Here is a 3,760-nt window from a genome sequence, read left to right on the forward strand (position 1 = left end):
TAGAGTTGGAAGAAATTGAAAAGCAGCTTAATAAGTCTGAATTTATACAGTCATCTGTCGTAGTGTTAGATAACAAAGGTAAATTGTTATCTTATGTTATTGGACATATGAAGTTCCTAACGCATTATATACTCGACAATAGGCAACAAAACGACTACAAGAGGTTGCCATGAAGCGGAGAAAACAATACACCACAGAGTTTAAGAGAGAATCGGTTCAATATTTAATATCAAGTGGGAAATCCCAGAATATGGTATGCCAAGAACTAGGGCTCCCCAATGGGATACTAGGCAGATGGAAAAAGGAACTAGATCAAAATCAAACCGAGACAGATTCTCTGCAAGATGTTCGAGACAAGAGGATCCAGGAGCTTGAACGTGAAGTTCAAAATTTAAAACAGCAGAGGGATATTTTAAAAAAGGCAATGGGCATCACTTTAAGTCCTTAGAAGATAAATATCTTTTTATGAAAGAACATAGGGAATCCTTTGGGTTTTCTATCAAAGTGATGTCCGAAGTATTAGATATAAAACACAAGGGATTTTATCCTTGGTTGAAAAATCGAAGTCGATTCGAAATCAAAAAAAGTATAGAAATCTTATATGAAATTAGAAAATTCCACAAAGGAGATCTGCTTTCTTACGGAAGTCCGAGAGTTCAGAAAGAACTAAGAGCAAGGGGAATCAAAGTCAGTTTACCCACTGTGGCTAAAATTACGCCACGTATGGAAAATGGGATTAAAGCTATTACAACTAGGAAATTTAAGCATCCTGTGACGACAAATTCCAATCATGAAGAAGCTATTAGTCCAAACTTGCTTGAACAAAACTTTCAGGTTTCAACACCGAACACAGTGTATGTGACTGACATTACCTACATTCCCTATTTGTTTGGATTTTTATATTTATGTAAATTCAAAGATATATGCACAAAGAAGATTGTTGGATGGGCTGTTGACACTCATATGAAGACATCTCTCGTAATGAGAGCACTTGAGAATGCTGTTGAGAACCAAAAACCAAATGAAGGCCTTATAATCCATTCTGATAGAGGAAGTCAGTATGCGAGTAAAGAGTTTTGTGAGAATCTAACGTCAAAAGGATTCATTCAAAGTATGAGTAGAAAAGGAAATTGTTGGGATAATGCTCCAGCTGAATCTTTTTTTGCTACATTAAAAAGAGAGTTTACAAACCATAAGAACTTCCATTCCTTAGAACAGGCTCAAAGTTCTCTATTCGAGTATATTGAAGTTTTTTATAACAGAAAGCGTTTGCATTCTAAAATTGAATACAAATCTCCTGTTACATTTGAAAATGAATTTTATGCCTATGAATGAGTATATTTTTACTTAGGAACTTCAAAAGGAGAAGTAGATAAAGATGAATTACGAAGATATCTATTAAGTAAACTACCTGCCTATATGGTCCCAACTAGATTTTATTATGTTACAGAGTTCCCGCTTAATAAAAACGGTAAAGTTGATCGAAAGTTGATTAAAAAGAATTTAGTTGAGATCGAAGCCGACGAGTTGTCTAATCCTGAGGCTACTAATTCATATGAAAATATAGTAAGGGAAGTTTGGAAAGATGTGTTGGGAGTTGAAGAAATTGGGATCGACGAAAATTTCCTTGCTCTAGGCGGCGATTCGATAAGTGCATTACGAGTAGTGTCAAAGTTAAATGATCATGGTATATCGATTTCTGTTCAAGATTTATATTTATTTCTCACTATTCGAGGAATGGCTGATTGGATTATCAATAACTCTGAAATATCTTTAAAAGGGATGCAAGATTTTTATCCTCCTTCGAATGGCTACGTAAATTTATCTCCAATTCAAAAATGGTTTTTTCAAAAATATATAAATGGAGAGAATCACTTTAGTCAAACTTGGTATTTTGGATTAAAAAATCGAATTGAATCGAGAGTTATTGAGGATATTTTTAAACGGCTGATAGAATATCATGACATACTTCGATCAAAGGTCATAATTTCCGAAGAAGAGCCCGGTTTATGGATAAATGAAGAGATTATAAATGACTTTTTTTCTGAGGTAAAAACGGATGCAACTTTTGGATCTAAGGAAGTTCATCACTATATTAATCAAGCTCAAAATGATATCTCAATAATCGATGGAAGAATGATCAGGGTGTTGTTCTTCACGGGAGAAGGTATTCAAAGTATAGCAGTCATTATTCATCACTTAGTTGTTGATGGCATATCTTGGAGAATATTATTTCAAGATTTTGTAAATATATTGTCAAATTCAACATTTACATTGCCTCCTCGCACATTATCGTTCCAAGACTGGACAAAGGCTCAAGGAGAATTTGTCTACTCCTCCGATTTAAAACAGGAAGTAGAATTTTGGAAGACTCAAATGTCCGAATCATTTCAAAAGATTGCTCCTGAAAATATACAGAGAATTGAAAAGGTAAAGGATCGGGAATTTCGCAGGATTCAGTTTGAATCTGACGTTTTTGAAAAGTTATCTGAGTATTCGTTGAACTTAAGTTTATCCAATTTGCAGGATTTATTCATAGCTATTGTTTTACTCGCAGTGAAGAGAACATATGGATTGAATACTTATAAGCTATATTTAGAGGGCCATGGTCGAGAATCTCTAGGAAAAGAAATGAATATTAGCAGAACTGTTGGATGGTTTACTAGTTTATATCCATTGCTATTTTCTATTGGAGACGGCGAGACAATAGATGGGATGATAAGCATAGTTAATTCCAAACTGCGGGAAGTTAAACGAGGTGGTGCTGTGTTTGGTATGCTGAAGTATCTGACCGAACATTTAAACATCGATTTTGCAGAACCTGAAATGTGTTTTAATTATCTTGGAAATTATGATGAGGGTACGATTGATGAATTCTTGGTTTATGATGCAAGTAGTGCATGGAGCTCAATTAATCCTGACTCTGTCTCGCCATTTAAACTCGAAATCATTGCTTTGGTTTTGAACAGAAAATTAGAGTTTAGAGTGTTTTACAATTCAAAGGAATTTAACACAGAAACAATATTAAGATTTTTGGAATCTATTGAGAATATTGTTAAAGAAGCTGTTGTATTGAGTGAAAGTTTCGGAAAAGGTAAGAACTTCCTTTCTGGCTTTACCGTTGGCGATCTGGATTCGGAAGAATTGGATGAGCTTTTTGAAAAGTAGTAAGTTCACATATTGAGGATAGAATGTTAAATAAAGAAAACATAAAAGATATTTGCCCGTTAACTTCATTTCAAGAAGGAATATTGTTTTCATACCTGGTGAATCCTGGTTCGGATGTTTATTTTCAGCAATTGATTTTTGATATAAGAAAAGATCTGGACGTCGATTCGTTCTTCAAAGCATGGAGACAGGTTGCAAGTCGGCACGACGCTTTGCGGACAGTCTTTTCATTGGATAGCAAAAATCTGATGCAAGTAATATTAAAAGACAGCGAATTCGATTTCGAATTTTTTGATTTAACGGACGAAGATGAAGAATTGAATCAGTATCGTTTTGATGAGTTATTAACTTCAGATAGAAAAAGAAACTTTGATCTGCGAAAGGAGATAGCTTGGAGAGTTAAACTTGTTAAGAAGGATGACGTTTTTACAGTTATATTTAGTCATCATCATGCTATCTTGGATGGTTGGAGTATTGAAGTTCCTAAGTAAAAATATACTCATTCATAGGCATAAAATTCATTTTCAAATGTAACAGGAGATTTGTATCCAATTTTAGAATGCAAACGCTTTCTGTTATAAAAAACTTCAAT

The 3,760-nt window shown here is 34.1% G+C and carries 5 protein-coding genes; 4 read left to right on the forward strand and 1 reads right to left on the reverse strand.

The window, feature by feature from the left end:
- Positions 1–169: 169 nt before the first annotated feature.
- From LEP1GSC199_RS01460 to LEP1GSC199_RS01475, 4 genes are all read left to right on the forward strand, one after another.
- Complete coding sequence (locus LEP1GSC199_RS01460; RefSeq protein ID WP_083901898.1) at positions 170–448, forward strand: transposase; 279 nt, start codon at positions 170–172, stop codon at positions 446–448.
- 17 nt (positions 449–465) lie between these two features.
- Positions 466–1,335 (forward strand): IS3 family transposase, encoded by an 870-nt coding sequence (locus LEP1GSC199_RS01465; protein WP_002976255.1) that lies wholly within the window; start codon positions 466–468, stop codon positions 1,333–1,335.
- An 84-nt stretch (positions 1,336–1,419) separates the two neighbouring features.
- Complete coding sequence (locus tag LEP1GSC199_RS01470; RefSeq protein WP_002976250.1) at positions 1,420–3,168, forward strand: condensation domain-containing protein; 1,749 nt, start codon at positions 1,420–1,422, stop codon at positions 3,166–3,168.
- A 23-nt stretch (positions 3,169–3,191) separates the two neighbouring features.
- On the forward strand, positions 3,192–3,659 hold the full coding sequence (locus tag LEP1GSC199_RS01475) for a condensation domain-containing protein (RefSeq protein WP_039925741.1): 468 nt from the start codon (positions 3,192–3,194) through the stop codon (positions 3,657–3,659).
- Between the two features lie 8 nt (positions 3,660–3,667).
- Here LEP1GSC199_RS01475 and LEP1GSC199_RS22150 read toward each other — a convergent pair.
- A partial coding sequence (locus tag LEP1GSC199_RS22150) for an IS3 family transposase (protein ID WP_332307919.1) occupies positions 3,668–3,760 on the reverse strand: 93 nt, incomplete at its 5' end.

The sequence above is a fragment of the Leptospira vanthielii serovar Holland str. Waz Holland = ATCC 700522 genome (assembly GCF_000332455.1).
Taxonomy (GTDB): Bacteria; Spirochaetota; Leptospiria; order Leptospirales; family Leptospiraceae; genus Leptospira_A; species Leptospira_A vanthielii.

Excerpts from the sequence above, each read along its gene's own strand:
- LEP1GSC199_RS01460 (WP_083901898.1), top strand. The coding sequence starts at position 170 with ATGAAGCGGAGAAAACAATACACCACAGAGTTTAAGAGAGAATCGGTT.
- LEP1GSC199_RS01465 (WP_002976255.1), top strand. The coding sequence starts at position 466 with ATGAAAGAACATAGGGAATCCTTTGGGTTTTCTATCAAAGTGATGTCC.
- LEP1GSC199_RS01470 (WP_002976250.1), top strand. The coding sequence starts at position 1,420 with ATGGTCCCAACTAGATTTTATTATGTTACAGAGTTCCCGCTTAATAAA.
- LEP1GSC199_RS01475 (WP_039925741.1), top strand. The coding sequence starts at position 3,192 with ATGTTAAATAAAGAAAACATAAAAGATATTTGCCCGTTAACTTCATTT.